The following is a 26,848-nucleotide window of genomic DNA, read 5'->3' as shown; positions in this document are numbered from 1 at the left end:
TCAGTTCACCTCCGGGTGCCGGTCCTCGGGCGCAGCAGGCGCGGCCGGGGGCGGCGGGGGGGTGTGTTTTCCTTTGGAGCGTTCGCTCCAGCGGTCGAACAGGTAGAAGAAGAGCGGTACATAGAGCATCGCCAAAGTGGCCTCTCCGATCATGCCGCCCATGATGCCGGTGCCGATCGAGTGCCGGGCGTTGGCCCCGGCGCCTGTGGCGACCGCCAGGGGGAGCACCCCGAAGATGAAGGCGAGGGAGGTCATGATGATCGGCCGCAGCCGCTCCTCGCCCGCCTTGATGGTGGCCTCCATGACCGACAGCCCCTGCCTGCGCAGCTCCACGGCGAAGGTGACCCGCAGGACTGCGTTCTTTGCGCCCAGCCCGATCAGCACCAGCAGCCCGATCTGGAAATAGACGTTGTTCTCGAGCCCGCGCATCCAGTTGAACGCCAGGGCCCCGAGGACGCCGAAGGGGACGGCCGTCATGACCGAACCGGGGAGGGTCCAGGACTCGAATTGCGCGGCGAGGACCAGGAAAACGATGATCAGGCCGAAGGCGAAGGCGGCCGTCGACGTCCCGCCGGATTGTTTCTCTTCGTAAGCCATGCCCGACCAGGCGTAGTTGTACCCTTCCGGAAGGACCTCCGCCGCGACCTGCTCCATGGCGGCGATCGCATCTCCGGAGCTGTACCCTGGTGCCGCCGACCCCGTGACCTGGGCGGCCGGGAAGCCGTTGAAATGAGGCACCATGTCAGGCCCGCTCACGTAGCGGGCCGTCACGACGGCCGAGAGCGGGATCATCTCGCCGTTGTGGGAGCGCGTGTAGATCCGGGTGATGTCCGCGGGCTCGCGCCGGAAAGGGGCGTCGGATTGGAGCACGACGTTCCAGACCCGGCTGTACTGGTTGAACTGGCTGACGGTGATGGAGCCGAACTGGGCCTGGAGGGCGCTGTACACATCCTCCACCGGCAGACCGAGCAGCATCGACTTCTCCCGGTCGACCTCGGCCTTCAACTGCTGGGAGGCGGCGCGGAAGGTGGTGTTCAGCCCGGAGAGCTCCGGCCGCTGGCGCGCCTTGGCCAGGAAGTCCTGGGTGATCTGGTAGAGCCGGGCCGGATCGCCCGACCCCTTGTCCTGTACCCAGAACTCGAACCCGCCCGTGGTGCCGATGCCGGGGATGGCCGGCGGCGGGATGGGGATGAACCGGCCGGTGTCGATTGCCTGCGCCTGGGCGTAGGCGGATTGGAGGACCGCGCGGGCGTTCTCCTTGCGCGCGCGGTCGATCGACGAGTACCGCTCCTCGAAGTCCTCCAGGGACACGAAAAAGGTGGCCGCATTGGGCTTGTACTGGCCGTCGATCAGGCTGTAGCCGTTGATGGCGCTGCGGACGGCGACGGCCGGGTCCTTGCTGAAGATCGCATCGATCCGGCTGGAGGTCTCGACGGTCCGCTCGAGGCTGGCGGCATCGGGCATCATCACCAGGCCCATCAGGTAGCCCTGGTCCTCGTTGGGGACGAAGCTCGTTGGCGTAGTTCGGAAGAGGTGCACGAGCACGCCCATGAACACGGCGAGCAGGATGAAGGCGACGGTCATGCGTTTGATCATGAGGACCACCGCGTCGCCGAAGGCCAGGGTGAACCGGTCGAAGAGGCGGTTGAACCAGGCGAAGGGGCCGCGGCGGGGCGGCGACGAGTGCTTGAGCATGAGCCCGCACATCGCCGGCGTGAGCGTGAGGGCGACGAACCCGGAGAGGGCCACCGAGATCACGATGGTGATGGCGAACTGCTTGTAGAGCTGCCCGGTGGTGCCGGGCAGGAACGCGGCCGGGATGAAGACGGAGGCCATCACCAGCACCACGGCGATGAGGGAGGTGCCGATCTCTTCCATGGCCCGGATGGTCGCCTCCTTGGGCGCCAGGTTGTTCTTGGTCATATTCCGCTCGACGTTTTCGACGACGACGATGGCGTCGTCGACGACCATCCCGATGGCGAGGACGATGCCGAAGAGCGTCAGGAGATTGATCGAAAAACCCAGGGCGAGCATCCCGGGAAAGGTGCCGATGAGCGCCACGAAGATCGCCACGGTGCAGATGATCGTGGCGCGGAAGCTCTGGAGGAAGAGGTAGACGACCAGGACGACCAGGAAAATCGCCTCGAAGAGGGTGTGGATGACCTCCTTGATGGACAGGCGCACGAAATCGGTCGTATCGAGCGCGATCAGGTAGTCGATGCCCTCAGGGAGCGTGCGCTTCATGTCCTGGAGCGTCTTGCGGACGGCCTTGGAGACCTCGAGTCCGTTGGCTCCCGGCTGTTGGTAGACGGCGATGAAGGTCGCGGGCTTCCCGTTCAAGCGGTTGTCATCGATATAGAGTCTGCGCCCGACCTCCGCACGGGCGACGTCCTTGAGGCGCACGATCGCGCTGCCCTCCTGCCCCGCGCGCAGGATGATGTTCTCGTATTCGGCAGGGGTCACGAAGGGGGCCTCGGTCACCACCGGGAAGGTCAACTGCACCGGTCCGTCCGTGGGCTGCTGGCCTACCTGGCCTGCCCCGAAAAGGGCATTTTGTTTGGCCACTGCGTTCTGGATGTCGGAGGTGGTGATCCCGAGGGAGGCCATCCGGTCCGGGTTCATCCAGATGCGCATGGCCTGGTCCGGGACGCCGAAGATCTGGGCCTGCCCGGCGCCGTTGACCCGCTTGATGGCATCGAGGATGTAGACGTTGGCGTAGTTGGTGACATACTCCGGGCTGTAGCGGCCCTCGTCGTCGGTGACCGCGACGATCATCAGCATGCTGGAGGATTTCTTCTGCACCGATACGCCGTACTGCACGACGGCCTCGGGCAGCTGGGGCATGGCGAGGTTCACCCGGTTCTGGACCTGCACTTCGGCCATGTCCGGGTCGGTGTCGAGGGTGAAATAGACGGTGATGGTCATCTGGCCCGTGCTGGAGCTGGTCGAGGTCATGTAGAGCATGTTGTCGACCCCGTTGATCTGGGCTTCGATGGGGGCCGCCACCGAGTCGCCGACCGTTTTGCTGTCGGCACCGGGGTAGGTGGTGGTCACCTGGATCTGGACCGGGGTGATGCTCGGATACTGGGAGACCGGCAGGGCGCTCATGGCCACCAGCCCGGCGATCACGATGATGAGGGAGACGACGGTCGCGAAGATGGGTCTTTCGATGAAGAATCTAGAGAACATGGGTGCCCCTCTCCGCTCAGCGGCCGCTTTCCGGTGGGTCGTTGTGGTCAACGGCCGGTTTTTCTGTGCCCTCCTGATCGATCGGGTGGTTGACCTTCAACAGGGCGCCCGGCCTGAGGGCGAGCATCCCGTCCACGATGACCCGGTCTCCAGGGTGCAGTCCTTCGGAGATGACCCACTGATCCCCGTGCCACTCACCGACGAGGACGGGGCGTGTCTCGGCCCTGTCATCCTTGCCTTGAATCCACACGAAGTGCCCCTTGGATGACTGTTGAACCGCGCGCTGGGGGACGAGGACCGCATTGGGCCGGATGGCCCCTTTCAGGCGGATGCGGACGTACTGGTTCGGGTGGAGCTCGCCGTCGGGGTTGTCGAAGGTGGCGCGGATCAGGAAGGTCCCCGTCTCGGGGTTGAAGGAAGGATCGGCGAAGGTCAGCCTGCCGGTAAGCGGATAGAGCGAGCCGTCGGCCAGGATGATCTCCGCGGTGTAGGCTTCGCCTTCGGGCTGGATGAGCCTCCCCTTGGCGATCTGGTCGCGCGAGCGCAGCCAGTCGTTTTCGGAGACGCTGAAGTTCACATAGATCGGCGAGAGCACCGTGACCGTGGTCAGCTGACTGTTGTTGAAGCTGAGATAGGTGCCGTCGGCCTGTTCGGCTGAACCTGTGATGCCGGTGACCGGCGAGGTGATAACGGTGTAGGAAAGGTCGAGCCGGGCCTGCTCGACGGTGGCCTTGGCCTGTTCGACGGCTGCGGCCGTAGACTGGTATTGGCCCGTCGCGTCATCCAGGTCCTTCTGAGAAAGGGCGTCGGCCGCGGCGAGCGGCTTGACGCGCGCGAGATTCCGGCGCGCCACCTCGTAGGCGGCCTGCTGGCGGGCGAGGGCGGCCTCGGCCTGCACAAGCTGCGCCTTGAAGGGCCTCTGATCCATCAGAAAGAGGGTTTCCCCCTCCTGGACGACGGCCCCTTCGATGTAGACCCGCTTCTCCAGAAAGCCGCTCACCCGCGCCTGGATGTTCACCTCGCGGGAGCTTTCCACCTGGGCGATGAATTCGAAGACGATGGGGACATCCTGCGTCTTCACCGTCGTTGCCACGACGTTCACCGGCTGTTCGGTGGTCTGGGCGCCTCCAGGCTCAGGTTTGTTGCAGCCCCACAGCATCCATAGGATCAGGAGCGGGACCAAAGCGGAACGAAAAAGCGGTGTCCTCCCTTTCCTGCAGGAAACGGGGGAAACTTCGAAGCGGGATGCGTTTTCCACCATCATCCTCCGTTGTGGGGGGCCCGTTGCAATGTCTTCGGGAAGGCAGGCGGTCTAATAAGAAAAGCTTTGGATAACCACGTAGATTTTCATCGGACCGATTTAGGAACAAAAATGGTCCGAAGGTCAAGAAAAAAGTGCGTTAGACGCTTGCCGGCTTCAAGATGGAAGCCTGTTTTCGCGTTTTCCGAGGAGGGGCGGGGAGCCGGAGAAGGAGTTCCGGGATCTGCCGGACGCGGCTTCGGCGCGCGGCAGATAGATTCTGAAGGGTGCGCCCTGCCCGGGGGAGCTCGTGACGCGGATAAAACCGCCGTTCTGTGAAACGATGCCGTGGACGGCCGGCAGGCCGAGCCCCGTGCTCTGTCCAAACGGTTTGGTTGTGAAAAAAGGTTCGAAGAGGGCCTTTTGGACTTCAGGGGTCATGCCGCAGCCGTCGTCCCTCACGGCGAGTCGCACATAATCGCCGGGCGCTGCGTTCTCCAGTTCGCCGGGATCGAATTCACGTTCCGAAATATTCTCGGTTTCGATGGTGAGCGTACCGGTTCCCGAGATCGCATCGCGTGCGTTGAGCGCCAGATTGACCAGAACCTGGTCGATCTGTGAGGGGTCGATCCGCACCGGCCAAAGGTCGGCCGATGGGCTCCAGATGAGCGTGATGCGTTCGCCGACCAGAACCTCCACCATGGTCAGTATGTCCGAAATCTTTCGGTTCAGCTCCAGGGCCATGGGCTGGATCATCTGCTTCTGAGCGAAGGCCAGCAACTGCTTGACCAGCTCCGCAGATTTCAAGGCCGCTTCCTGGACTATGCTGAGATCCTCCTTCAGGGGATCTGCCGGGTCGACCTGATTCAGGGCGAGTTCGATGTACCCGAGGATGACCATGAGTTTGTTGTTGAACTCGTGCGCCACCCCGCCGGCCAGTCGCCCGACCGATTCGATCCTCTGGCTCTGGGTGAGCCGGTCGCGCAGTCTTTCCGCATCGGCTTCGGCCTGCTTCCGTTCGCTGATATCCCGTACGAGCAGGCTCGTCTTCTGCAGACCGTCCTGGTCGTGATAGATAGTCGACGAGACGTCGACCGGGAAAATCGTTCCATCGGCACGTATAAACGTCAGCTCTGTCTGGTAGCGTCCCAGGCGGGCACGGGTCTCGAGAGCGCTTTGGAGCCGGGGATCGGCGAGATTCACGACCCCGTTGCGTCCGATCCGCCTCAGTTCCCCGACGCTTCTGCCGAGCATCCTGCAGGCGGCCGGGTTGGCGTCCAAGATGGATCCGTCCGGCGCTGTCAGCATGATGCCGTCGTGGGAGTGCTCGAAGAGCGAACGGTAGTGGCCCTCGCTGGCGCGCACCGCCCCTTCCATCTGTTTGCGCTCGGTGATGTCCTGCATGGCCCCAGTGATTCCGACGACCGCCCCGGTTTCGTCGACGATGGGCGCGGTGGAAAGGCTGCATTGAATCGTGGAGCCGTCCTTTCTTCGGCGGACGAGTTCTAGACCCGTGAGTGTCTCGCCTGCTTGGACACGGTCGCGAAGCCTCCGGAATTCGTCCTGTTTCTCCTCGGGAACCAAAGGCAGCGGTTTGCCGAGCACTTCCTCGGCGCTCCAGCCGAAGACCCGTTCGGCGGAGGCGTTCCAGGCAAGGACATTTCCTAGGAGGTCGATCGAATAAAGGGCCACGGGAGAGGCCGCGAAGATAGCCTGCTGGAATGCCTCCTGCTGTCTGAGGGCTGCAGCCGTCCGTTTTTCCTCCGTGATGTCTTCGGTGGCCAATACGGCGATCTGTCCGCCGCCGACCTGCACGGGGCGGACCTTGTATCTGATCCAGATCGGTTCACGCGCGCGGTCTCTGGCGAGCAGCGCCTCACCGGCCTGGATAAAGTCGGCGCTCTCTCCGGAGAGTGCTGAGCGTATCGCCCTTAAAAAAGGGCAATTGGGGCAGTCAGGTGAGTAACCGCATCCGCGCGGGTGACGATGGCGGTTCGTGCATCCGATGAAATCCCCGCATCGGAGCCCGGGCGCCTTCGCCTCGAAGCTGTTGGCGAAAAGTTTTTCGGAGAGTTCATTGGCATAGGCGACCTCTTCATTTTCATCGAAAACAGTGATCGCGATCGGGATGGAGTCGATGATCTTCTTGAACCCAGCGCATGTGGCTTCAAAAGCGGGGGGAGGAAAGCGCTCGTCTGAGATGGACATTCAAAAAAATCCTTTCCCGGAAGCTGAACAGGGCCTCCTAGAGGGTGTAACCGGTCGATTTCGAGCCCTCTCCCGTGGGGATGAGTCAGAGGGAGATCTAAAACGCTTCCATCCGGAAATGATCTCCCTGTAGAACCCCGTTTCCAATACGGAAATGAGGCTTTTTCTTCTCACCATGCGCGTGCTCAGTCCCAGCCCTTCGGGCCGATCCCGGTTTTTTCACATCCTCCGAATGCCCCGTCCCACCGCTTCGCAGCGGGTCCCGGTCCGGCCAATATCAAGGAAATCCTGCGCTTGCGCGGAGGCGTCCTGCAGGCCGCCGCACGAACAAACGTAAAGATTGACGCCGAGATTGGCCAAAAAGACGATTTCCGGATGGAAACCAAAACACGCCGGGCCAAGAACTCTAGATCTTCGATCGTTGCATAAACGCCGGTACTATACAACACGTTCACGGAAAAAATTAGGAAAATGGGATGAATAATCGCTTTTCTTCGCGAAGCCGCCCCTGTCTAGAATAACCTTGCCATTCCGCCTGATTTTCGGTAAATGTGGGGCCGGTGCATCCAACGCGGCGCCCGCGGCCAAGTTGTATCCATGCGAAATGATTTCCCGGTGGAACCCGGTTTCCAGTCCGGAAATGAGAATTTTTGGCCAATATCAAGAAAATCAAGAGTTTGCGTGGAGGCGTCCTGCAGGCCGCCGCACAAACAAACGTGCAGATTGACGCTGAGATTGGCCAAAAGACCATTTCCGGCTGGAAACGAAGTTGCCTGCTCCGGGTGAGGGCCGCAAAACTCCAAGAGGAAGGGGACTGAGGGATTACATGGGCAAGGTGAAGCGCATTCTCGAGATTGCTGCCGTACTGCTGATTTGTGCGTTTTTTGGGGCTTGTGTGAGCGGCTGTGGAACCACGGACCGCAGCCGTACGTACGACGATTCGCGCTGGTGGGTGCCCGCCAGACCCATGCCCGACCGTTCCGATTGGCGTTCTCCGTTCGACATCCTCTAACGCCGGCCGGCCTGCGCCCGGAGGCTGGTCTGCCCCGCTCCGGCCGGTGGCTCCGCCGCGTTGATCGGCTTGTCCGGCTGGCGTAAAATCTGTTATCTGAAGCATTGCCAAGTCATCAGCAATCTGCAATGATACCCAGATTCTGTTCCAGTCCGAAAGATGGCGCACGCCGGCGCGCATTTCGGCTGGTGGCGGGGTGCGTCCGCTCGTCGCGGCGATCGAATGGGAGGTACACGCTGCATTGCACGTCATGACGTTCAACCTGCGCTTCGAAAACCACAGGGACGGCCTGAATGCTTGGGCAAACCGGCGTTCCGAGGTGGCGGCGCTGATCCAACGGTATCGCCCCCATCTGCTTGGCACGCAGGAGGGGCTGCCCTCGCAGTTGCGATTCCTGGAAGAGGGTCTCTCCGGATATCGGCTGCACGCCCCCGGCCGCTTCTGGGATGACACCTGCCAGTATCCCACGCTGTTCTACCGGTTGGATGCCTTCGATCTCCTCGGCGGCGGGGAATTCTGGCTCTCGAAGACGCCGGCGGTGCATCGGAGCAAGGACTGGGACAGCGCTTTCCCCCGAATGATGAGCTGGGCGAGGCTCAGGGTGCGTCAAGACGACCGTTCACTCACGGCAGCGGTGACCCACCTGGACCACATCGGCACCGAGGCGCGCAGCCGGCAGGCCCGCATCCTCGCCGAGTGGGTCGGCGGACAGACACCGCCCGTGGTGCTCCTGGGGGATTTCAACGACGCCCCCGGGTCCGATGTGCACCGGATCCTGACCGCCCCCACCACCGGGCTCAGCGACAGCTGGGAGGATCTCGGCCTGGACGGGGGCGAAAAGAGCTTCACGCACCATGGTTTCACGGGCGTTCCGCAGGTTGGAAGAATCGACTGGATCCTGGTGGGGAAGCCGCTTCACGCTTCACACGCCCGCATCCTGAGGGACCGGTCCGGCAACGGGTCTTATCCCTCGGATCACTTCCCTTACTGTGTCGAACTGGATTGGGAAGAAACGGTGTAACGGGTCCTCGTCGGCGGGCGGCGCGGGCCGGCGAGGACCGGCGGGTCTGGGAAGGGGAGCGCCCGGCAAGCCATGATGGATGAAGGGGCGCGGCCTCCCGGTGGTGAGAACCGGTGCTGCGCTTTTGTTCAGGGGGGGTCCCCGGAGGAATGAATCATGTTGGATCTAAAATTTGTACGGGCCAATTTCGACGGCGTTCGGGAGATGCTTCAGAAGAGGCACAACGATCTCGATCTGGATATGTTCGAACGGCTGGATCAGGAGCGCCGGGAGGGCCTCACCCTGCTCGAAGACCTGCGCTGCCGGCGCAATCAGGTGAGCGAAGAGATCGCGGCGATGAAGAAGCGGCGCGAGGATGCCACCGATCGGATAGAGCAGATGCGGGAGGTCTCTACGCGGATCAAGGAGAAGGAGAAGGCGCTCACCTCGATCATGGAGGATTTGGACCGCCTGTTGATGGTCATCCCCAACATGCCGCTGCCGAGCGTTCCGGTCGGACGCGATGAGCGCGACAACCCCGTTGTGAGGACGTGGGGTGAGGCCGGGGGGACGGCCTTCGAGCCCAAAGCGCACTGGGATATCGGCGAGGCCCTGGGCATCCTGGATCTCCCTTGCGCGGCCAAGATTTCGGGTTCACGCTTCGCGCTCTACCGCGGTGCAGGCGCCCGGCTCGAGCGGGCGCTCATCAACTTCATGCTGGATGTCCACACGCAGGAGCATGGCTATACGGAGATCCTGCCGCCGTTCCTCGTGAACAGCGCCTCCATGACGGGGACGGGGCAGCTCCCGAAGTTCGCGGAGGATCTGTTCCGGATCCAGGACTGGGACCTGTACCTGATCCCGACCGCCGAGGTGCCGGTGACCAATATCCACCGGGAGGAGATCCTGGACGCGGAGGAGCTGCCGCGCCGCTACGTTGCCTACACGCCGTGTTTCCGCTCGGAGGCGGGCTCCCACGGCAAGGATACCCGTGGACTGATCCGGCAGCATCAGTTCAACAAGGTGGAGCTCGTGAAGTTCACCCGCCCCGAGGAATCGGAGGAGGAGCTCGAGCGGTTGACCCGGGATGCCGAAGACATCCTGCAGCGGCTGGAGCTTCCCTACCGGGTGGTGACGCTGTGCACGGGCGATCTCGGGTTCTCCGCGGCCAAGACCTACGATATCGAGGTCTGGCTGCCCGGGCAGGGCCTCTACCGGGAGATCTCTTCCTGCAGCACGTTTACGGATTTTCAGGCCCGGCGGGCCAATATCCGCTTCAAGACCAGGGGGCAGAAGGGGACGACCCTGGTGCACACCCTCAACGGGTCCGGCCTGGCCGTGGGGAGGACCTTCGTCGCCATCCTGGAAAACCACCAGCAGGCTGACGGGACGGTGCGGATCCCCGATGTCTTGAAATCTTATATGGGAGGACGCAGCCATCTCTCAGCCGATGAAGGCCATGTCGAATCGATTCAAAGGTGAATGGTGGCGGGACTACCAGCGCGGCCTGCGCAGAGAAAAATGGCGGGTCCTGGCCCCGGACCGTCTGTCGATTCTTTTCGTCTGCGCCGGCGGGGTGTTTGCTCTGCTGGCGGTCGCACTGCTCGTCGGGTCGATGATTTCGGAATGGCGCTCGGAGCCGAAAGAGGCCGATCAGAAGCGGGCGCCCGCTCCGAAGCCGTTCAAGACGGCCTGGGAAGGGATCATCCGGACGCGGGAGGATCTGTGGCCGATCCTGAAGGACTTCGACCCCCTGCTCTACGCGGGTGAAAGCGGCCGCGTCGTTCATTACGCGGGAAAGCCCCTGACGGTGAAGACTGGCATCGACGCGACGATTCAGTCGGCCGTTGCGGGGCTCCTCCAACGGTCCCAGACCATCCGGTCGGCGGCGGTGGTCATGGACCCGTTCAGCGGGCGCATCCTCGCCCTCGCGGGGTACGACCAGAACGGCAAAGGGAACGAAGTCTGCCTGCAGGCGGACTTTCCGGCCGCGAGCCTGTTCAAGATCGTTGCCGCCGCCGCCGCGGTCGAGGGGGCGGGCTTGTCGCCCGACAGTCCTCTCTATTACAACGGCGGGCGCTACACCCTCTACAAAAGCCAGTTGAACGACAAGCGGACCCGTTACACGCACCAGGTGGCGCTGAAGGAGGCCTTCGGACTATCGATCAACCCGGTCTTCGGAAAGCTCGGGAGCTTCACCCTGGGGCAGGACCTGCTGCAGGACTTTGCCGCACGCTTCATGTTCAACCATCCGATCCCGTTCGATCTGCCGCTGGAGGAGAGCCGGATCGAGGTGCCGCAGACGGCGTTCGGCCTGGCGGAGATCGCATCCGGATTCAACAAGCGGACGCTGATATCACCGCTTCACGGAGCGCTTTTTTCCTCGGCCGTCGCCAACGGCGGGGTCATGATGGTGCCTTGGCTGGTGGAGGAGGTGAAGGACGACTCCGGCCGCACCCTCTACAAGGCCGAGCCCGCCGTGATGGCCAGGCCAGTAGGGGCCGCGACTGCCCGGAAGCTGCGGGTCATGATGCAGGAAACGGTCAAGGGCGGGACCTGCCGGAGGACGCTCAAACGCCTCACACGGAAAAAACCCTTCGACACGATGGAGATCGGGGCCAAAACCGGGACCATCAACGACCCGACGAACACCCACAAGATCGACTGGCTGAGTGCTTATGTCATCGATCCGGACCGGAAAGAGGGGGTCTGCGTGGCCGTGATGGGGATGCACGGGGAAAGGCTCGGCATCCGCGCCCCCGAACTGGGCCGGTTGATCCTGGATGATTGTGTCTTTTGAATGCAGGACGGAGGGCCTGGCTGGAATGATTCGGCGAAGTTACCGGATGAACTGGGTGACGTCGCCGGGATCCGTCCCGCATCGCGAAAGGCTTGAGTGAAAGCGGCGGTGTTGAGCCCTCGGATTCGATGCGCCGAGGGTTGAGCTCTTCGCTTCAATAATCTGAATGCCATCTGGTTTCGGTTCCTGAAACAGGGCCGCTCCCTTGTGCGTGCGACCGTCTGCGAACCGCGGCGGTGAGCATCGAGGCCTGAAATCTGAAGCGTAAAACGTTGAATTCAAAAGAGGAACTATGTGTGGAATCGTCTGTTATGTCGGGCCGCGGGACACGAAGTCGGTCCTGATCGAGGGGCTGAAGCAGTTGGAGTACCGCGGGTACGACTCGGCCGGGATTGCGGTGCAGCACGGCAACCAGATCGCCTGCCACCGGGCGGTGGGGAAGATCGTGGAGTTGGAGAAGAAGCTCGCCGGACTCGACATCACCGGTGAGAGCGGCATCGCGCACACGCGCTGGGCCACCCACGGGGCGCCGACGGAGGAAAACGCCCATCCGCACCGGGACGAGAAAGAGAATGTCTTCGTCATCCACAACGGGATCATCGAGAACTATCACACCCTGCGCAAAAGGCTCCAGCAGGAGGGCGTGCATTTCCGGTCGGAGACCGACACCGAGGTGCTCGCGCACCTGATTGCGCATTATTACGACGGCAGCCTGAGCGAGGCGGTCCGCAAGACGATGGGGCAGGTGGAGGGAACCTTCGGGATTGCAGTGATCCACCGCAACGAGCCGGGGAGAGTCGTCGTCGCGAGGCGCGGGAGCCCGCTGATCATCGGCCTCAGCGACGGGAGTCGTTTCGCGGCCTCCGATGTCTCCGCCATGGTGCGCTACACCAACCAGGTCATCCACCTGCAGGACAACGAGCTGGCGGTCCTCACCAAGGACGACGTGTCGATCTCCACGGCGCAGGCGGTCAGCGTCAAAAGGGATGTCGAGACGGTGGAGTGGCGGGGCGAAGACATCGAGTTGAGCGGCTTTCCGCACTTCATGCTAAAGGAGATCTACGAACAGCCCAACACCATCGAAAACGCCATGCGCGGCAGGCTCGAGCCGGCCGAAGGGGTGCCCAAGCTGGGCGGCATCATGCCTGTGTGGGACCGCCTGAAGGACTGCCGGCATCTGGTGATCGTGGCCTGCGGCACCTCCTTTTACGCCGGCTGCGTAGGACGCTATGTCTTCGAGAAGCTCACGGAGATCGACGTGCAGGTGGAACTCGCCTCCGAGTTCCGCTACCGTAAGCTGAACTTCCCGCACAACACCTTCATCCTGGCCTTGAGCCAGTCCGGCGAAACGGCCGACACCCTGGCCGCCATCAAGGAGGCCAAGCGCAAAGGCGCCTCGCTCCTCGGGATCGTCAACGTCGTGGGGAGTTCCATCGCCCGCGAGACCGACGCCGGCGTTTACAATCACGCCGGCCCGGAGATCGGGGTGGCGTCGACGAAGATCTTCACTTCGCAGTTGACGATCCTGACCCTCCTGGCGCTGCTGCTGGGGCGTCATCAGAATCTTTCGCTTACCGACGGCGTGGAGGCGATTCGGGCTCTCAAGCAGGTGCCGGAACAGATCAAGGCGATCTTCGCCCAGGCGAACCATATCGAGGCCATTGCCGAGAACTACTATCACTGCTCGAACTGGCTTTTCCTCGGCCGGAAGTACAACTACCCGATCGCGATGGAAGGGGCGCTCAAGCTGAAGGAGATTTCCTACATCCATGCCGAGGGGTATCCGGCAGGGGAAATGAAGCACGGGCCGATTGCCCTGGTGAACCCCGAGATGCCGACGGTGGCGATCGTCCCCCAGGACGACATGTACGAGAAGATGATCAGCAACATCCAGGAGGTGAAGAGCCGCAGAGGCCCCGTCATCGCCATCGCGACGCAAGGCGATGCGAAGATCCGTGAACTGGTCGACGAGGTGATCGAGGTCCCGCCGACGCTCTCTTTCCTGAACCCCCTCCTGACGGTCATCCCCTGTCAGTTGCTTGCCTATTACTGCGCGAAGTTCCTGAACCGGGACATCGATCAGCCGCGGAACCTGGCCAAGAGCGTGACGGTTGAATGAGCGGCGCAAGAGCCTTGCCGGGCGGGGGAGCGACCGCTCCGGGCCGGCGGGGTGCGGCGATGCCGTCGAGCTTCGCCGCAAAGCCGAGAGAGAGATCCTCTGCCGTCGGAGGGAGGGGTTTTGCCGGTTTGCCCGTGCGTTTGCCGCGCTGAGCCTCCGTCCTTTTTTCGACCTCGAGGTCGAGGGAACGCACCATGTGCCGGGGGAGGGGCCGTTTCTGCTCCTGGCCAAGCACCAGCGCTGGGAGGACATCCCGCTGCTCGGCCTGAGCACGCCCAAGGCGCTTTACTATGTCGCCAAGGTCGAGCTCTTTTCGCACCCGGTCGGGAGCTGGGTGCTGCGTTCCCTCGGGGGCGTGCCGCTCAACCGGCAGCGCCCGCTGGAGAGCCGCCGCTATCTGAAGCGCCTGGTCGGATTTCTTCAGAGCGGCGAGGGGGTGGTGGTCTTTCCGGAAGGGACCTACTATCCGCAGTGCATGGGGCCGGGCCTGAGCGGCATGGTGCGCCTCGTGCTGGGCCGGCTGGAGGTGCCCATCGTGCCGGCCGGCTTCGAGTACACCCCGACGGGGCGGCGAACCCGCGTGGCGGTTCGTTTCGGACCTCCGCTGCAGCCGCCTTTCCCCGCCATCGATTCCCTCATGCAGGAGATCATGCATCGCATCGCGCTGCTCTCGGGCCTCGACGCCCCGCCTGCGCCCCATCCCTGAAATGCAAGGAGGAGGAAAGAAAGGAATGATGAACCATTTGGACCAGATCTTCGCCCGCATCGATGCCTGCACGCTGGACGTCATCCAGCTCCAGACCGAGCTGACGGCCCGGGTGGCGCTCGGACCCGAAAACGGCGGCACTGGCGAGCACGAAAAGATCGCCTATGTGAAGACCCTGCTGAAGGAGTTGAACCCGACGGTGATCGAGGAGTTCCATGCCATCGACTCCCGGGTGCCGGCGGGGTACCGCCCCAATCTCGTCGCCCGCTGGGGCGAGGCCTCGGAGGCTCCCGCCGTCTGGATCCTCAGCCACGCGGACATCGTTCCACCGGGGGATCCGAACCTGTGGCAGAGTGACCCCTACAAGGTGGTGATCGAGGAGGACCGGGTAATCGGGCGTGGGGTCGAAGACAATCAGCACGGGATCGTCAGCTCTTATCTGGCGTTGAAGGCCGTCCTCGAGGCGGACACACCCCTGGCACGGCAGGTGGGGTTGGCCATCGTGGCGGACGAAGAGACTGGAAGCGAGTATGGGCTCGTTCCGCTCCTGGCCCAACGTTCGGATCTGTTCAAGAAATCGGACTGGATCGTTGTACCGGATGCCGGCAACGAGACCGGGACCATGATCGAGGTGGCCGAGAAGAGCATGCTATGGCTGAAGTTGACGGTGACGGGCAAACAGACCCACGCGAGTACGCCGCATCGGGGCAACAACAGCCTGTACGGCGCGGCGCGGCTGATCACGGCATTCGACAAGATCAAATCCCGTTTCGGCAAGAAGGACCAGCTCTTCAGCCCCCCCGTATCCACCTTCGAATGCACCAAGATCGAGGCCAACGTTCCCAACGTGAATACCGTTCCGGGAAGACAGGTCTTCTACATGGACTGCCGTATTCTACCTGTGTACGAGGTTGAAACGGTCATCGGGGCGATCGGGGACCTTGCGGCGAAGGTGGCGCAGGAATTGGATCTGAAGGTGGACATCCAGGTGGTTCAGCGCCAGGACGCGACCGAGGCCACCCCCGTCGACGCGCCGGTGGTCAAAGCCCTCGAACGGGCCGTCCTGCGGGTTACGGGGCGCGAAGCGAGGCCCATGGGGATCGGCGGGGGGACCTTCGCCGCCTTCTTCCGCCGGGCGGGCTACCCGGCCGCGGTCTGGTCCACAGCGCCGCACACCGCCCACCAGCCGAACGAATCCTGCCCGATCCCGGACATCCTCTCGGACGCGAAGGTCTTCGCGTGCCTCTTTGTCGAGGAGTAGTCCGCCAAAGATCCGGCCCTGCGGGAGCGGGCTTTTGTGGGGTCATTTCTGTGCGGTATTTGAAGGGATCCGCCCCCGGAGGAGGCTGAGGCCGCTGCAGCGCTCGGCGCGATGATGCAGCACGAAAAGATTCGTACCTGGAGGAGGTTGAGGCTGCATCGATCGATGCGCGGTAGGTTCGAGGGGAAGAAATGATCCGGAGGGGGAAAACGAACGTCTCTAGCTTAAAGTTATTTGTAAATAATGTAACGTAATATTTAGAAATGAATGATTTTATTAGGACGCATCATGCGGAGAGTTTGATGACCGCGGGGACCTCGAAGCAGTGAGTGATGGCGGAGACGGCCCGGTCGGCCTCTTCGGGGGCAACGAGCCCCGTAATGGAGGCGACCGAGCAGTTGAGGGCAATCAAGTGGAGGCCGGCCTCCTCGAACCCCTGAAGCAGGATGGAGGTAATCCCGAAGCGGTCCCCGAAGTGTGGGCCGTTCATGGTGAACAGGGCGGCGGGGCGGCTGGTCGCCGAAAACCCCTGATCCGCCCCGCGGCCGATCGCCGCCGAGCATGCGAACCGGGCCTCCTCCGGGACGGCGATGAGGAGCCGGGTCCGGGAGGCCGGGTCTGACAGGCTCGACATGAGAAAATGCAGCGGCCCGCCGCTGGGGGCGAGGGCTTCGAGGATTCGGCCGGCGAGCGGCATGGTCGCCTTTTCGAGGTCCAGGATGAAAAGGCGCAGGTTGTCGGACCAGCGCAGGCCGTAGACCTTGGGCCTCTTTTCGCTGAAGGAGGCGACGACCTCCTTGAAGAGGGCCTCCTTCCCCTGCTGGGCGAGGCGCCAGTCCACCGGCGTGTGGAAGGTCCCGAAGCAGAAGGGGCCGAAGATGGCCTCGGTCGCCTGCGCAACGGCTGCTGCCGGGACGACCACGGAGAGGGCCGAGGGGGAATACGCCAGCACATAGGGCCAGATGCCGGCGCGGGCGAAGGCCTGGATGAGCCTTCCGGCGACGATGGGGTCGTTGCGGTGCGGAAAGAGCGAGAGGACGGCCCCCGGCATGGGGGCCCCCCCTTCGCAGAGGATGTGATCGGGGAAGATCGCGCCGGCGTGGGAGGCGTCCTGGGAGCCGAAGACGATGTTCCAGCAGGTCTGAGGACCGGAGCGTTCCAGGGTCAGGAAAGGCAGGTTGACCTCACGGGTCGAGAGCAGGCTGCAGAACTCCCGCCCCGGAGATCCATCCAGGCCGTTCTCGGCCAAGGGGGTCCACAGGACCTGGTCGAGAATCTTGAAACCGCCCAGAGATAGGGGGGCGCAGGTCCCCATGCCATTCCCCGCCGCCGGTTGAAGATCCCTAGAGAAGACCGCTGACCACTTTCCAGAGCCCTTCGGTGTCGATGGGTTTCGGAATGTAGTCGTCCGCCTCCGTGGACATGCCGTCCCGGTGCGTGTAGGTCGTCGTCGGGACGGCCTCGCCCACGGCGGTCAGAAGCACCACCGGGATGTCCTTCGTCTCGTCCTTCGATTTGAGTTCGGCGCACAGGACGTAGCCGTCCTTCCGCGGCATCATGACATCCAGGATGACGAGGTCGGGGCGGCGCTGCTTGATGGACTCCTCGCCTTCCACGCCGTCATAGGCGCGGCCCACTTCGCATCCCTTGCTCTCCAGCATCATCGCGACGGTCTCCACCAGATCGGGATCATCGTCAACCACCAGAATGTAATGTTTTGCCATATCGATTCCTCCTGAATTGTGAGTTCCCTATTTCGAAATGCTCCACGCGAGTCGAGACAAAAATGGTCTTGAATACATTCAATCATATGAAGCGGGGTTCTGCCGGGATGTCACTTCCGGATGGACACCAATGAACGAGAACGAACCGGGTGCCCATCCAGGCGCTATCCGCCGCGAATCGGTTTCCAGTTCTAATCTACCTGCGGTCTGGGATAGAGTCCACCCCTTTCGACCAGTTCCGGGACCTTGTCTTCCCATTCGATGGCCATGATGTGGAATCCGTGCACGCCCTCCACTTCCTTGAGGCGCTGGATGGCCTCGACGCAGATGTCGAGCCCCTCCTGGGGCTGCTGCTCCTTCGGGACGCCGCTCATGCGCTTGATGACCTCGTCGGGCACGTCCATGCCCGGCACCCGGTTCTTCATGTATTTGGCCATGCCGGCCGATTTCATGGGGGTCAGGCCCGCCAGGATGTGGACCTTTTCGTGAAGGCCCCGGTCCCGGACGCCCTGCATCCACTTCTCGAACTTGTCGAGGTTGTAGATGCACTGTGTCTGGATGAACTCGGCGCCGGCCGCGACCTTCTTGGCGAGGCGCGGTACACGGATCTCGAAGGGGTCGGCGAAGGGGTTCGCCGCGGCCCCCACGAACATGCGGGGCGGGCGCTTGATCTCGTCGCCGCCGAGGAACTTGCCTTCGTCGCGCATGCGGCGCACGGTCTGGAGGAGCTGCATCGAGTCGATGTCGAAGACGTTCTGGCCGGCCGGGCAGTCTCCGAAGCTCTGATGGTCCCCCGAGAGGCAGAGCATGTTGAAGATGTCGAAAGAAGCGGCTCCCAGGATATCGCTCTGGAGCGCGATTCGGTTGCGGTCACGCACGACCATCTGCAGGATGGGCTCGAGGCCCATGAGCTTGATGTGAATGCAGGAAGCCAGGCTGCACAGCCGCGTGACCGACGTCTGGTTGTCGGTGATGTTGATGGCGTCGACATGGTCCTTGATCATCTCGGCCTTCCGGGTGATCGCCTCGGGATCGCTCCCGCGCGGGGGGCCGCATTCGGATGTGACCGCAAGATGCCCGGCTGCCAGGATCTTTTCCAACTTGCTGGGGGTCTTCAGGGTAGCCATTGCGCTCATAGTCTCACATCCTCCCTCACCACGGTTCTGGGGCCGCCGGCCCGGTCGGTCGACCAATCCTTGATGGGCGCAAGAATCTCGTAGTCGTCGAGGCGTCCGAGCTCCTTCAGGCGGTCGATGATCAGCTGCCAGGCGCAGGGGACGTCCTTGCTGATCTCGCATTTGCCCTTGGACGATCCTCCGCAGGGGCCGTTCAAGAGCCGCTTGGCGCAGCGGGAGATGGGGCAGATCCCGGCGGTGCGGCCGAGGATGCACTGGCCGCATCCCTGGCAGCGTTCGCTCCAGACGCCGCGCTCCTCCGTCACGCCCATGAAGCAGGTGTTGACGCCCGGGTAGACCGGGGTCGAGAAGTACTTCTCCGCCATGAACTGCACGCCCACACCGCAGGCGATGGAGACGACGGCATCGTACTTGTCGATCACGTTCCGGATCTCCTCGAGGTACTCGTGGTCGCACTGGCGTTCGAGGGTGACCTCGTCGATCTTGACGTCCTTGCCCTGGTTCATGAAGTACATGCGCAGGGCGGAGGCGAGGACCCCGACCTCCTTCTTCCCGCCCGCTTCGCAGACGGTGACGCACTCGTTGCAGCCCGCTACGAGAATGGTCTGCTTGTCCTTCACGTAGTCGATGATCTCTTCGATCGGTTTTCTTTCGGCAACAATCATGTCTTGCTCCCTCTCAATCAATCGCGCTGGGTTGGTCGGCTTCCCGTCTCAAGGAAGGGAAACGTGCCACGCTCTCCGGGAGGCGTTTTTCAGCCGCGCGCGGCAGGCCGTGAAAGGCCCCGGAACGGGCACTGGTTCGTCAAAACGCTTGATGCTTTCATAGTGGCATTTCAAAATTTATGCAATCCAAAACAGCACAAACAACCGGGTGCCGTCGACTGGATTCGAGCATTCTGGATTCAGCCACGGCGCTCCATCAGGCGGCCTTTTTGGCGAGCTTGATAGGATTGGGGCCGATGGCCTTGATCTTTTCCGTCATCTCGGTGGCGATCTCCGCGAAGCGGGGCCCCTCACCGGAAGACAGGTTGTACATCTGCAGCCTCTCTCCGCCGATCCCGACGGCGTCCAGGATCTTCTGCGCCGCCTCCACCCGCCGCCGGGCCCGAAGGTTCCCGCGGATGAAACGGCAGTCCCCCTCCATGCACCCGACGATGTAAACGCCGTCGGCGCCCTTCTCGAAGGCGTGCAGCATGTGGATGATGTCCACCTTGCCGGTGCAGGGGACCCGGATGATGCGGATCGTCCCAGGGTACTGAAGCCTCATCGAACCTGCCAGGTCCGCGGCGGTGTACCCTCAGAAGTTGCAGGCGAATGCGACGATGATCGGTTCGAACTGTTCCATGGTGATGTCCCCTCTGCGGCAAAGCCTCCGCTCCGCCGAACTGTTTGGTTGAGCCGGCCCCTTAAGCTGCACGGCATCCGTCTTTCCGTTGCAACGTGGCGCCCGGCGCTGTTCACAGGGTGTGTGCCGGTTTCCGCTCCCCCGCTTTGCAGGGGGGCATCCCGGCCTTGGCTGTGCACCGGCTACAGCACCCCCTCCAGCAGGGCGTCCACCTTGCTGATGAGCTGTTCGTCCTCGTACCAGTTGAGTTCGATCGCCTTGGCCGGGCACTCGGCCGCGCAGATTCCGCAGCCGTGGCAGAGGGCCTCGTCGATCTCGCTCGCCCCGAGCTCGTTGATGCGCGGCACGCCGTATGGGCAGGAGCGCACGCAGATGAGGCAGGAGGCGCACTTGTCCTGATCCACACGGGCCGTCACCGCCGAGAGGGTGATCTCGGTCTGGGAGAGGAAGGTGGTGGCGCGCGAAGCGGCCGCCAGGGCCTGTGCGATGGTCTCCGAGACGAGCTTCGGGCTGTGCGCGGTCCCGCAGACGAAGACCCCGTCGCTCGCCATTTCGACCGGGCGGAGCTTCACGTGCGCCTCCAGGAAGTACCCTTCGGCGTTGCGCGGCACCTTCATGATCGTCGCGAGTTCCTCGGTGTCCTGGGCGCGCATCCCCGAACTGAGGGCCACGAGGTCGGCGGCGACCTGGATGTCGCGCTGCAGGACGTGGTCGGTGAAGGTGACCGAGAGCCCGCCGCCCGAGGATTCCACCCGGGGCGGGTTCTCCGGCTCGAAGCGGGCGAAGATCACGCCCATCTCGCGGGCCTTGCGGTAGTAGTCCTCGAGGAGCCCGTACATCCGCATGTCGCGGTAGAGGATGAAGACATCGGCCGCGGGGTTCATCTCCTTGATGTGGATCGCGTTTTTGACCGCGCTCTGGCAGCAGATCCTGGAGCAGTTGGGGTTCTCCTCGTTGCGGGACCCGACGCACTGGATCATGACCACGCGCTCGACGCCGTCGAGGCCCTTTTCTTCGAGCCGCCGGCCGAGTTCGATCTGCGTGAGCACGCCCTCGTTCTCCCCGTAGAGGAACTCCTTCGGCACGTACTCCGTGGCGCCCGTGGCGAGGATCACCACGCCGTGGTCGATCTTCCGCTCGTACATGCCGGGACCGACCAGGACCTCCGTCGTGAAGTTCCCCTTGAACCCGCCGAAGTTGACCACCAGGCTGTTGGTCAGGACCTGGATCTTCGCGTTCTGGTTCACCCGCTCGATCAGCTTCTCGATGTAGGCGTGGATGTCGGCGCCTTCGATGGTGGTGGTGAGCTGCCGTGAGAGGCCGCCCAGCTCCGGCTCCTTTTCGACGATCACCGTCTCGAAGCCCTGGTCGGCCAGGCCGAGGGCCGCGTTCATGCCGGCCACGCCACCGCCGACGATGAGGGCGCGTTTGTTGACCGGGATCCGCTTTTCGTGGAGCGGGTGCAGGAACCCGGCGCGGGCGACCGCCATGCGGACGAGGTCCTTGGCCTTGACGGTTGCGCCCTCATGGTCGCCCGCGTGCACCCAGGAGTCCTGGTCGCGGATGTTGGCCATCTCGAAGAGGTACTTGTTGAGGCCGCAGGCCTGGAGGGTTTCCTGGAAGAGCGGCTCGTGGGTCCTCGGCGAACAGGAGGCGACCACGACGCGGTTCAGGTTGTGCTCCTTGATGACCTCCTTGATCTTGTCCTGGGTGTCCTGGGAGCAGGTGAAGAGATTGTTGTCGGCAAAGGCCACGTGCGGAAGCCCCGCCGCGTACTCGGTCACCGCCGGCACGTCCACCACGCCGGCGATGTTGATCCCGCAGTTGCAGACGAAGACGCCGATGCGCGGCTCCTGTCCGGCCACGTCGATCTCGTCCGGGATCTCCAAGACCTTCGTCTCGAGCCACCGCGCGGCATCGAGCTTGGAACCGGCCGCGCAGGCCGCCGCGCTCGCCTCGACGACCGAGGTGGGGATGTCCTTGGGGCCCTGGAAGATGCCGCAGGCATAGACCCCCGGCCGCGAGGTGCTGACGGGCCTGAAGGGCTCGGTGGCGGCGAAGTGGTAGCGGTCGAGGTCGACCCCGACCCGCTCGGCCAGGCGCACGGTCTCGGCGTTGATCTGGAGGCCGACCGACAGGACAACCATGTCGAAGGCTTCTCCTTGGATGACGCCGTTTTCGTCCGAGTACTCGAGCTGGAGGTCATCGCTCTCCGGGATCGGGCTGATGCTGTGGACGCGGGAGCGCACGAACCGGACGCCATGCTCATGCTCCGCCCGGTTGTAGTACTTCTCGTAGTCCTTCCCGTAGGTGCGCATGTCCATGAAGAAGATCGCCGTGTCGAGTTCTTCCTTGCTGTGGTCCTTGGCGATCACGGCCTCCTTGATGGCGTACATGCAGCAGACGGCCGAGCAGTAGCCGTTCCCGCAGGTGTGCGGGTCGCGCGAGCCCACGCACTGGAGCCAGGCGATCTTCCGGGGCTCCTTCTGGTCCGACGGCCGCTGGAGGTGGCCCATTGTCGGTCCGGAGGCGCTCAGGATCCGCTCGAACTCGCCGCTCGTGAGGATGTTCGGGTGCGATTGGTAGTGGTAGAGCTCTTCGTAAGGGGAGGGGTCGAACATGTCGTTGCCGGGGCAGAGGATCACGGAGCCGACGGTGATCTCCCGCTCGAGGGCCTTCTGCTCGTGGTCGATCGCCTGGGCGAGGCACGCCTTCACGCACTGGTAGCACTCGCTGCAGATCCCGCACTTGAGGCAGCGCTGGGCCTCCTCCCGGACCTCCTCCTCGCTGAAGCCGAGGTTGGTCTCCTGGAAGTTCCCGCGCCGCTCTTGGACGGGCAGGTGGCGCATCTCGACCCGCGGGCGGAAGGGTTCCCCCTTGGCATCGGGCTTCTCGTAGGACCAGTCCTTTTCGCGCCCCTCGCGGAGGTCGACGTTGTTCAGATACCGGTCGATGCTCTCGGCCGCGGTTTTGCCGCACTCGACCGCCTCGACGACGGATTTCGGGCCGTAGAAGACGTCGCCGCCGGCAAAGACCCACGGGGTCGGCGTCTGAAGCGTCACCGGGTCGGCGGTGAGGCCCCCGCGCGCGCCGACCGTGATCCCTTCCTTCTCGGCGTAGGAGAGGTCCGCCGCCTGGCCGATGGCCACGATGACCGTGTCGGCCTCGAAGGTGGTCAGATCCGCTTCGTCGTACTGCGGCCGGAAGGCGCCCTTTTCGTCGAAGACGGCGGTGCAGCGCTTGAACTCGAGCCCGGCGAGCCGCCCGTCCTTCTCGATGAAGGCGCGGGGTCCGAGGCTGTTGACGATCTTGATCCCCTCCTCGAGCGCCTCTTCGATCTCGTAGTCCCAGGCGGGCATCTCCTCGCGCTTCTCGAGGCAGACGAGCGTGACATCCTTCCCGCCCTCGCGGAGGGCCGTCAGGGCCACGTCCACGGCCACGTTGCCGCCCCCGACCACGACGACGCGCTCGCCCACCGCGACCGGCCGTTCGAGCGCCGCGTCACGCAGGAAGTCGACGCCTTTCAGTACACCGGGGAGGTCCTCGCCGGGCACGTTCAGCCCGCGGCTCAGGTGCAGGCCCGTTCCGATGAAAACGGCCTTGTACCCGTCGGCCTTGAGCCCTTCGAGCGTGACGTCCTCGCCGAAGGTGACCCCGGTCCGGATCTCGACCCCCATGGCCTCGACGATGCCAATCTCCCGCGCCAGGATGTCGCGCGGCAGCCGGTAGGCCGGGATGCCGACGGCCATCATGCCGCCCGCCACCGGGAGCTTTTCGAAGACCGTGACGGTGTACCCCTTCAGCGCCAGGAAATAGGCCGCCGCCAGGCCGGCCGGGCCGGCTCCGATGACCGCCACCTTTTCGTCCCGCTTCTCCTCGGGGACCGCCGGCACATACGGCTCATCGCCGCTCCGGTCGACATCGGCGAGGAACCGGTGAAGGTACTGGATGGAGATCGGTTCGTCCACGTCCCCCCGCGTACAGATCCCCTCGCAGGGATGGTGGCAAACGCGCCCGCAGACCGCGGGGAAGGGGTGCGCCTCCATGAAGAGCTCGAGCGCCTCGCGGTATTTCCCCTGGTTGATGAGGGCGATGTAGCCCTGGATGCTGACGTGTGCCGGGCAGGTGGCCTTGCAGGGCGCGGTGCCGCGTTTGCTGATGGCATAGCCGCCCGGGATGGCCTGGGGGTATTTCTTGTAGGTGGCTTTGCGTTTGCTGAGCCCGAGGTTGTACTCGTCGTCGAGTTCGATCGGGCAGACCTTGGTGCACTCGCCGCAGCTCGTGCACTTCGAGAGGTCCACGTAACGGGGCTCCAGCTTCACGCGGGCCTGGAACAGACCCTCGTCCCCTTCGAGGTCCATCAGTTCAGCGTTCGTCAACAACTCGATGTTCAGGTGCCGGCCGACCTCGACCAGTTTCGGTGAGATCACTCACATGGCACAGTCGTTGGTGGGGAAGGTCTTGTCCAGCTGGGACATGAGCCCGCCGATGGCGGACGATTTCTCCACCAGGTAGACGTAGTACCCCGAGTTGGCGAGGTCGAGGGCGGACTGCATCCCGGCGATGCCGCCCCCCACCACCATGACCGATCCCGATACCTTTTTTGCCTGATTCTCCGTCATGATGCTGGTTTCCTTTCTTAGAGCCTGGCGATGTCCAGGACCTGGGGGAGCTTGTCCTCCCACCCGATGGTTGAAATCAAGGTTCCGGCAAGCCCCATCTCCCTGAAGGCGGCCACGAGTTCACCGGCGATCTTCGTGCACTGGTAGGCCTTGTCGCCGGCCTTCTGGATCGACTGGATGGTGTCGGGCGGAATGGAGATGTGGCGGATGTTGCGGTCGATGTAACGCGCCATGCCGGCGGATTTGAGCAGGAGGACGGTCGGGATGACGGCGACGCGCGAGGTGTCGATCCGCTTCAGGACGGCCTTCAGCCGGTCGGGCTCGAAGATCGGGGTGGTGACGATGTAGCGCACGCCGAGGTCGGCCTTTTTTTGCAGTTCGGCCAGTTCCACTTCCAGGGCGCCGCCTGCCGCCCCGGCGTTGAAGGTGCTACCCACCAGGAAGTCCGGCGCGGCGCCCTGCAGTTCGATGCCGGCCATGTCCTTGCCCCGGCCGAGGGTCTGGAGCATGCCAAGGAGTTCGAGCAGATCGAGATCGTTGACCGCGCGGGCCTGGTGGTGGTCGCCGAAGGTGATGTCCTCCCCCTGGACGGCCATGACGGATGGGATCCCGAGGGCGGCGGCCCCGAGCAGGTCGGCCTGGAGCGCGAGGCGGTTGCGGTCGCGGCAGCAGGCCTGCACGATCGTATCGAGCCCGTGCCCCTGGAGGAAGGCGCAGCCCGCAAGCGAACTCGCCTTCATGACGGCGTTGGCCATCTCGGGGATTACCAGCGCGTCCACGCGGCCCTTGACCAGGTTGGCGTTTTTCAGCAGTATCGAGAAATCCGCCCCCTTGGGCGGCTCCAGTTCGCCCAGGACGATAAAATCACCGGCTTTGATTTTTGCCTCCAGTTTCATGCTCATGATTCCTCCCAGGAATTAATGTGGCGGCCTGTTCATGGCGTTGGCGATCGCCATTTCGAGGTCCTGAATGCCAAACGACTTGATGTGGTAAAAAAAGATTCGCTGCTGGCGCACCTTGCTCTCGAACTCCGGCGTGTTGGTCTCGGCGCAGATGATGATCGGAAGATCCTCGGCCATGCCCTTGATGATGGAGATGAAGGTGCAGTCTTCCTCGAGCAGAGACGAGTCGAGGACCAGGGCGTCCACGCGCTGGTTCTGGATGGTCAGGAGGGTCTCCTTGAGGGTGGCGGCATGCACCCCCTCGAGTCCGTTGTCATCCATGAAAGGCCGCAGCTCCGGGGCCATGACGCTTTGCGGTTCGGCGATGAGAACGGTCTTGCGCGATGCATCCATAAGGTGTGACCTTTTCAGGTTGTCTTGCTGTCCACCGTTCAGCCCTTCTCTCCGGGGCCTGCATCTCTGAGAGGGGATCCCGTGAACCAAGCGTCGGATCCCCGGATGCGCCCGAGTAATGAGCAACAATGGTGCCAGAATGGCTTAGTAATGGATATTACAAGATAAAGAACCGTTCACGCGAGGGAGGGGGAGGGGATAGGGCGGACTGGATGGGGCAATTTGTAGCGCTAAGTGGGGTGCTGATTTCTAAGATATTGACATGACAGGGTTTATGAAAACGGGGCATTATGCCCCGTCTGCTACGATATGCCCCAATCGATGATGGGCGTCCTTCGCATTTCACGTTCCCTGTCTCCGGAAAAGCGAAATGCGAAGAACATCCCTGGATAGGATTAAATCATGTTCCTTTTGCGCTTCAATACAACGAGTGTCAAAATCACAAAGCAGATAGAGAGAACGATCATGCCCCATTGGTTGATTGTGGGTACAGGGGCGGGAGAAGCCGTTTGACAGGGGTAGACCTCGATCTCATACCAATCAGCGCCACTCATTGAATTATCATTGAACTCGATAATCAATTTATACTTGTTTTGGGATGTGGGTTGTTCCTTTATTTCTACAGATTCACGAGCAGATATCACCTTTAAACAGAATTTTGTGGATGAAGAGGGGATAGGTGGGCTGACTGAGTTATAGACATTAGAATAACAATTACAACTATTGTTGCGGGCATCCGGAATGTCAGACCAGATCGGGTACCAATCACTTCCATTAATAGTAGTCGGATAGGTGTTGCCACCGTTCCGTCCAGGAGCATCATGCAATATGTGATACCACTGAGCGCTGTTGCCTTGGAGGATGATTTGGCTTTGACCATCGATATATGCTTTTATGGTGGTGGAAGCATTGGCCGAGGTTTGGGCCCAAGTGCACATCATGAAGAAAAGAACAAGAAAAAAAACGAGTCGCTTCATGTCACTTCCCCCCTGCGTTGATACAAAATTGCCCAAAAAGGAGAGTCTTAGGCTGAGGTTTGCAAAATGGACGCTATAGCAGAAAAGGGGTCAAGTCAAGTTAAAAAGCATTTTCTGCTTAACCCAAGTTTGCCATTTTTTTTACCGAAAGCTGATATTTCAGTATGTTAGTCGATTTTATGGTCACTACTCATTTTACGGTCGCGATTTTT

At 62.7% G+C, this 26,848-nt stretch carries 20 protein-coding genes; 8 read left to right on the top strand and 12 right to left on the bottom strand.

The annotated features are described in order from the left end of the window. From H567_RS0116830 to H567_RS27420, 3 genes are all read right to left on the bottom strand, one after another. Complete coding sequence (locus H567_RS0116830) at positions 1-3,189, bottom strand: efflux RND transporter permease subunit (RefSeq protein WP_028322286.1); 3,189 nt, start codon at positions 3,187-3,189, stop codon at positions 1-3. 16 nt (positions 3,190-3,205) lie between these two features. Further along, positions 3,206-4,453, bottom strand: a complete 1,248-nt coding sequence (locus H567_RS25595; RefSeq protein ID WP_208598411.1) for an efflux RND transporter periplasmic adaptor subunit — start codon at positions 4,451-4,453, stop codon at positions 3,206-3,208. A 153-nt stretch (positions 4,454-4,606) separates the two neighbouring features. Further along, complete coding sequence (locus tag H567_RS27420; RefSeq protein ID WP_051185057.1) at positions 4,607-6,637, bottom strand: PAS domain S-box protein; 2,031 nt, start codon at positions 6,635-6,637, stop codon at positions 4,607-4,609. A gap of 650 nt (positions 6,638-7,287) precedes the next feature. Between H567_RS27420 and H567_RS28635 the strand changes: the two genes are divergently transcribed. From H567_RS28635 to H567_RS0116770, 8 genes are all read left to right on the top strand, one after another. Beyond that, a complete protein-coding gene (locus tag H567_RS28635; protein ID WP_153306229.1) occupies positions 7,288-7,455 on the top strand; it encodes a hypothetical protein in 168 nt (55 codons plus the stop codon). Positions 7,456-7,463: 8 nt separating this feature from the next. Next, entirely contained in the window at positions 7,464-7,649 is a 186-nt protein-coding gene (locus tag H567_RS0116800; RefSeq protein ID WP_028322285.1) for a hypothetical protein, read from the top strand. 250 nt (positions 7,650-7,899) lie between these two features. Beyond that, the gene (locus H567_RS0116795; protein ID WP_035254900.1) at positions 7,900-8,670 is read left to right on the top strand and encodes an endonuclease/exonuclease/phosphatase family protein; all 771 of its coding nucleotides are present in this window, start codon (positions 7,900-7,902) and stop codon (positions 8,668-8,670) included. A 156-nt stretch (positions 8,671-8,826) separates the two neighbouring features. Next, positions 8,827-10,131, top strand: a complete 1,305-nt coding sequence (gene serS / locus H567_RS0116790) for a serine--tRNA ligase (RefSeq protein WP_028322283.1) — start codon at positions 8,827-8,829, stop codon at positions 10,129-10,131. Beyond that, positions 10,109-11,449: a penicillin-binding transpeptidase domain-containing protein gene (locus H567_RS27415; protein ID WP_161626647.1), complete on the top strand. Its 1,341-nt coding sequence runs from the start codon at positions 10,109-10,111 to the stop codon at positions 11,447-11,449. Before serS ends, H567_RS27415 begins: the two co-directional genes overlap by 23 nt. Before the next feature lie 292 nt (positions 11,450-11,741). After that, positions 11,742-13,568, top strand: a complete 1,827-nt coding sequence (gene glmS, locus H567_RS0116780; RefSeq protein ID WP_028322282.1) for a glutamine--fructose-6-phosphate transaminase (isomerizing) — start codon at positions 11,742-11,744, stop codon at positions 13,566-13,568. Next, positions 13,561-14,274 carry a lysophospholipid acyltransferase family protein gene (locus H567_RS0116775; RefSeq protein ID WP_028322281.1) on the top strand — a complete coding sequence of 238 codons (714 nt, stop codon included), beginning with the start codon at positions 13,561-13,563 and terminating at the stop codon, positions 14,272-14,274. Before glmS ends, H567_RS0116775 begins: the two co-directional genes overlap by 8 nt. A 25-nt stretch (positions 14,275-14,299) precedes the next feature. After that, entirely contained in the window at positions 14,300-15,535 is a 1,236-nt protein-coding gene (locus H567_RS0116770; RefSeq protein ID WP_208598410.1) for a M20 family metallo-hydrolase, read from the top strand. A gap of 286 nt (positions 15,536-15,821) precedes the next feature. Here H567_RS0116770 and H567_RS0116765 read toward each other — a convergent pair whose 3' ends face one another. The 9 genes from H567_RS0116765 to H567_RS28630 form a co-directional block, all read right to left on the bottom strand. After that, positions 15,822-16,850, bottom strand: a complete 1,029-nt coding sequence (locus tag H567_RS0116765; RefSeq protein WP_028322279.1) for a hypothetical protein — start codon at positions 16,848-16,850, stop codon at positions 15,822-15,824. 28 nt (positions 16,851-16,878) lie between these two features. Then, the gene (locus H567_RS0116760) at positions 16,879-17,259 is read right to left on the bottom strand and encodes a response regulator transcription factor (RefSeq protein WP_028322278.1); all 381 of its coding nucleotides are present in this window, start codon (positions 17,257-17,259) and stop codon (positions 16,879-16,881) included. Positions 17,260-17,450: 191 nt separating this feature from the next. Then, positions 17,451-18,386: a methylenetetrahydrofolate reductase gene (locus H567_RS0116755; protein ID WP_028322277.1), complete on the bottom strand. Its 936-nt coding sequence runs from the start codon at positions 18,384-18,386 to the stop codon at positions 17,451-17,453. Positions 18,387-18,391: 5 nt separating this feature from the next. Continuing rightward, positions 18,392-19,060, bottom strand: a complete 669-nt coding sequence (locus H567_RS0116750; RefSeq protein ID WP_028322276.1) for a methylenetetrahydrofolate reductase C-terminal domain-containing protein — start codon at positions 19,058-19,060, stop codon at positions 18,392-18,394. A gap of 256 nt (positions 19,061-19,316) precedes the next feature. Next, positions 19,317-19,742 carry a hydrogenase iron-sulfur subunit gene (locus tag H567_RS0116745; protein WP_084517463.1) on the bottom strand — a complete coding sequence of 142 codons (426 nt, stop codon included), beginning with the start codon at positions 19,740-19,742 and terminating at the stop codon, positions 19,317-19,319. Between the two features lie 182 nt (positions 19,743-19,924). Then, entirely contained in the window at positions 19,925-24,364 is a 4,440-nt protein-coding gene (locus H567_RS0116740) for an FAD-dependent oxidoreductase (RefSeq protein WP_153306228.1), read from the bottom strand. Positions 24,365-24,381: 17 nt separating this feature from the next. Then, complete coding sequence (locus tag H567_RS0116730) at positions 24,382-25,266, bottom strand: methylenetetrahydrofolate reductase (protein WP_208598409.1); 885 nt, start codon at positions 25,264-25,266, stop codon at positions 24,382-24,384. Positions 25,267-25,281: 15 nt separating this feature from the next. Next, positions 25,282-25,659: a DNA-binding transcriptional response regulator gene (locus tag H567_RS0116725; protein ID WP_028322271.1), complete on the bottom strand. Its 378-nt coding sequence runs from the start codon at positions 25,657-25,659 to the stop codon at positions 25,282-25,284. Between the two features lie 395 nt (positions 25,660-26,054). Next, the gene (locus H567_RS28630; RefSeq protein ID WP_028322270.1) at positions 26,055-26,636 is read right to left on the bottom strand and encodes a hypothetical protein; all 582 of its coding nucleotides are present in this window, start codon (positions 26,634-26,636) and stop codon (positions 26,055-26,057) included. Positions 26,637-26,848: the final 212 nt, after the last annotated feature.

Source organism: Desulfatiglans anilini DSM 4660, assembly GCF_000422285.1.
Taxonomy (GTDB): domain Bacteria; phylum Desulfobacterota; class DSM-4660; order Desulfatiglandales; family Desulfatiglandaceae; genus Desulfatiglans; species Desulfatiglans anilini.
Note: the sequence above shows the minus strand (reverse complement) of the source record. Positions and strands in the feature narration are given on the sequence as shown.